Origin of the sequence: Candidatus Thiosymbion oneisti (assembly GCF_900092655.1) — a bacterium.
In the GTDB taxonomy this organism is placed as follows: domain Bacteria; phylum Pseudomonadota; class Gammaproteobacteria; order Chromatiales; family Chromatiaceae; genus Thiosymbion; species Thiosymbion oneisti.
Genome location: NZ_FLUY01001288.1, coordinates 1 through 4,189 on the forward strand (window position 1 = coordinate 1; position 4,189 = coordinate 4,189).

A 4,189-nucleotide genomic window follows, 5' to 3' on the forward strand; every position below is an offset into this window, starting at 1 on the left:
GCGTTCTCAATTGAGCTGAATCCTCATGAAAATCAAGCACATCAGGCCCATGCAGCAGCGGCTACGAGTTTCCGAGATACTCCGCGGCGCGGAGCTTCTGCGTTCCCACGCGGCGCGTGGGAACGAGAGAAAGCCCGAACGCGGTTGGTTTCGCTGACCTAGGCTTCAATCCGGGCGGGCAGGCGTGCTGCCTGGGCACGGGCGACGCCTGGCTTGTAACCTCTCGCCATCAATCTCAACCTCTCGGATCGAACTCGACCGGGAGTTTACCCTCGCCACCACCAAGGGCGAATTCTTTATACAGTCTCTCCAGCGTGGGAACGAGTGCGAAATTTACAGATTTTATACCCTAAAATCAGTATCTTAATTTTTAGACAGCCTCCTAGATGTCAACAGGACCTAGCTGTCATCGGATGTGGCCCCGGCGTTATTTCCCGCGTCGCTCGCTTTCTCCGCCGGGACCGCCGCCCGGACCTCGAGGGGCGGCTCATCCGATCCCGCGAGCTGCTCCTGGGCCACCTGGCCGCCCAGGAATTCGGGGTCGCGGATCTCCGCCAGGGTCGGCAGGTCGTTCAGGGAACGCATCCCGAAGTAGTCCAGAAACTTACGGGTAGTGGCATAGAGGGCCGGACGGCCAGGCACGTCGCGGTGGCCGACGCTGCGGATCCACTCGCGCTCGGTCAGGGTCTTGACGATGTGGGTGCTGACGGCGACACCGCGAATGTCCTCGATCTCGCCGCGGGTGATAGGCTGGCGGTAGGCGACTAGGGCCAGGGTCTCCAGCAGGGCACGGGAATAGCGGGCCGGCTTCTCCTCCCACAGGCGTGCCACCCAGGGGGTCGTCTCCTTGCGGACCTGGACCCGGAAGCCGCCGGCAACCTGGATCAGCTCGATACCCCGGTCCCGATAGTCCCGCTCCAGGGATGAAAGGACCTCCAGCACCCCATCTCGGGTCGGTCGCTCCTCATCGGGAAAGAGGCCGAGCAGACGATCCGGGGTCAGGGGCTCACCGGCCGCCAGGAGGGCCCCTTCGAGGATCTGCTTGAGGGACGGTTGCCCGCTCACGCCTCGGCCCCACGCAGCCGGGCGTGGATGGGCGCGAAGGGCTCGGGCTGTACCAGCTCGATGGAGGCGTCCTTGATGAGCTCGAGCAAGGCGAGAAAGGTGACCACGACTCCGGCCCGCCCCTCACCCAACTCGAACAGGTGGACAAAGGGGACGAAGCCCGCTCCCTGCATATACTCCAGCACCTTCGCCATGCGCTCGCGTAGGGACAGGGATTCCCGCTCGACCCGGTGGCTGAGGTAGAGATCCGCCCGGGCCAGGACCTCGCGCAGGGCCAGCAACAGCTCATGCAGGTCCACGGTCGGCGGCAGCCGGCGTACCTGTCCCGGCGGTATCTGCGCCCGGGTGACGAAGGCGTCCCGTCCCAGGCGCGGCAGGGCGTCCAGGTCCAGGGCCGCCTGCTTGAAGCGCTCATACTCCTGGAGCCGCCGTACCAGCTCGGCCCGGGGGTCTTCCTCGTCCTCCTGCGGCGTCGGCCGCGGCAGCAGCATGCGCGACTTGATCTCCGCCAGGATGGCGGCCATGACCAGGTACTCGGATGCCAGCTCCAGGCGCAGGTCCTTCATCAGCTCGACGTACTCCATGTACTGCTCGGTGATCTCGGCGATGGGGATATCGAGGATGTCCAGGTTCTGACGCCGGATGAGATACAAGAGCAGGTCCAGCGGCCCCTCGAAGGCCTCGAGGATGACCTCCAGGGCATCCGGGGGAATGTAGAGGTCCTGGGGGAATGTGAGCATGGGAGCACCCTGCACAATGGCGCAGGGTGTCCCCTGTGGCTGCGGCCGATCACCGTCGATTCGGGGGTCAGCTGTCCCCTCGGTCACGGGAACACCAACGACATGGCGTGCCGCACCTCCTCCATGGTCTCCCTTGCCAGGTTCCGCGCCGCCTCGCAACCATCGTTGATCAGATTCCGGACCAGGTCCGGCTGCTGCTCCAATTCGCGTACCCGTGCCTGGATCGGCCGCAGCTCGTCGAGCACCGCGTCGATGATCGGCTGCTTGCAGTCGATGCAACCGATGCCGGCCGTGCGGCAGCCCTCCCGGACCCAAGACTTGACCTCCTCGTCCGAGTAGACCTGGTGCAGCCGCCACACCGGACATCGCTCGGGATCCCCCGGATCGGTACGGCGTACCCGCTGGGGATCGGTGGGCATGGTGCGCAGGGAATGCTCCACCTCCGCAGGGTCGTCCCGCAGCGCGATGGCGTTACCATAGGATTTGGACATCTTCTGTCCGTCCAGGCCCGGCATCTTGGAGGCCTTGGTGAGCAGGACCCGGGGCTCCGGGAGGATTACGCGCCCTCCCCCTTCCAGGTAGCCGAACAGGCGCTCGCGGTCCGACACCGTGATATTACCCTGACCCTCGAGCAGGGCGCGGGCTACCTCCCGGGCCTCTTGATCGCCTCGCTCCCGATATTTCCTACGCAGCTTGTCGAAGAGCTTGGCGTTCTTCTTGCCCATCTTCTTACAGGCCTGTTCCGCCAGCTCCTCGAACCCCGGCTCGCGGCCATAAATGTGGTTGAAGCGGCGGGCGATCTCTCGGGTCAGCTCCACGTGGGCTACCTGATCCTCCCCCACCGGGACCTGCCCCCCTTTGTAAATCAGGATGTCCGCGCTCTGCAGCAGCGGATAACCCAGAAAGCCGTAGGTAGCCAAGTCCTTCTCCTTCAGCTTCTCCTGCTGGTCTTTGTAGCTCGGGACCCGCTCCAACCAACCCAAGGGCGCGATCATGGACAACAACAGATACAGCTCCGCGTGCTCCGGCACGCGGGACTGAACAAACAGGGTCGCAGAGCCGGGGTTGATCCCGGCGGCGAGCCAGTCCACGACCATATCCCAGATACTCCCCGGGATCGGGGACGGGTCATCGTAATGGGTGGTCAAGGCGTGCCAATCGGCGACGAAGAAGAAGCACTCGTGCTCGTGCTGCAGCTCCAGCCAGCTCCTGAGCACCCCGTGATAGTGGCCGAGGTGCAGCCGTCCGGTGGGCCGCATGCCGGAGATGACGCGGTTGCCATGGGGGGAAGCAGCGTTCAATGATCGAAGTCCTAAGGCGATTGGCGGAAAAGGGTAGGCCAGATTACGCCGAATTTTCGTTCCTCTGCAAGGCACGACAACCGGCGCATCGTCGAGCTATGTAACGGTTGTCATAACCCAACCGACAGACGCGAAGGCAAGCAAGCCGGGATGTCATTTGACAGCAATCGCTAAGGCTGGCGGTGGAAAAACAGCTCCTTTACAACCTCAGCGCCCGGCAGGAGGCCGATCGTGCCCTCGATGATCGGAAGCAGAAGGGAGCCCAACAGGCCGGTGACCAGCAGCACCAGCAGCAGGATCAGCCCATAGGGCTCCAAGCGCGAGAACCCGGCCGACCACGTGGGCGGTAACAGGGCATTGAGTACCCTCCCGCCGTCGAGCGGAACCAGTGGAAACAGGTTCAGCACCATCAGGAGCACATTGATGAATACCCCGGTGGCGCCCATGTAGAGGAGCGGCAAGGCGAGCCACCGGGAGGTATCCAAAAACGCGAGCCCACCCTGCGCGACCAGGCCCCACAATACGCCCATCAGTAGATTCGCCCCCGGTCCCGCCAGGGCCACCAGGGCCAGATCCCGCCGCTCCTGCCGAAGATTACGCCCGTTGATCGGCACCGGCTTAGCCCAGCCGAAGAGGAAACCGGTCACCAGAAAGGTGATCAGGGGGACGATCAGGGTACCGAGAAGATCGATGTGCCGGAGGGGATTGAGGGTCACCCGTCCCAGCATCTTGGCCGTACCGTCACCCAGCCGGTTTGCCATCCAGCCGTGGGCCGCCTCGTGCACCGTGATGGCAAAGAGCACCGGCAGCACGATCACCGCCAGCAGCTGGATACTGTTCAAGGCATTCATTGCCCCATTATATACCTAGTTCCGAAGCTTCATCGTCTGGGCCTGGGTGGCGGATCAGAGCGAGCGCATATCATTATAAATCAACAAGTTACAATAAACGTTAGGCTCTTTATGGATTCCGGACTGCTTTGGAGTGCGCTGGCAAAGCGGCACGACCGCATCGAACCTCAGTCACGGGGGATACCAGCGGCGTTGGCCGGGAATCCGGGCACTTAGGTTCCACCCGCGCCGC

The 4,189-nt window shown here is 63.5% G+C and carries 4 protein-coding genes; all 4 read right to left on the minus strand.

The features are described from left to right. Positions 1-399: 399 nt before the first annotated feature. On the minus strand, positions 400-1,065 hold the full coding sequence (scpB, locus tag BQ17_RS13410) for an SMC-Scp complex subunit ScpB (protein ID WP_089727876.1): 666 nt from the start codon (positions 1,063-1,065) through the stop codon (positions 400-402). Further along, entirely contained in the window at positions 1,062-1,805 is a 744-nt protein-coding gene (locus tag BQ17_RS13415) for a segregation and condensation protein A (protein ID WP_089727878.1), read from the minus strand. The genes scpB and BQ17_RS13415 overlap by 4 nt, the downstream gene beginning before the upstream one ends. 83 nt (positions 1,806-1,888) lie before the next feature. Continuing rightward, the gene (locus BQ17_RS13420) at positions 1,889-3,106 is read right to left on the minus strand and encodes a tryptophan--tRNA ligase (RefSeq protein ID WP_089727880.1); all 1,218 of its coding nucleotides are present in this window, start codon (positions 3,104-3,106) and stop codon (positions 1,889-1,891) included. A 170-nt stretch (positions 3,107-3,276) separates the two neighbouring features. Beyond that, on the minus strand, positions 3,277-3,957 hold the full coding sequence (locus BQ17_RS13425; protein WP_089727883.1) for a site-2 protease family protein: 681 nt from the start codon (positions 3,955-3,957) through the stop codon (positions 3,277-3,279). Positions 3,958-4,189: the final 232 nt, after the last annotated feature.

Excerpts from the sequence above, each read along its gene's own strand:
- BQ17_RS13425 (WP_089727883.1), bottom strand. The coding sequence starts at position 3,957 with ATGAATGCCTTGAACAGTATCCAGCTGCTGGCGGTGATCGTGCTGCCG.
- BQ17_RS13415 (WP_089727878.1), bottom strand. The coding sequence starts at position 1,805 with ATGCTCACATTCCCCCAGGACCTCTACATTCCCCCGGATGCCCTGGAG.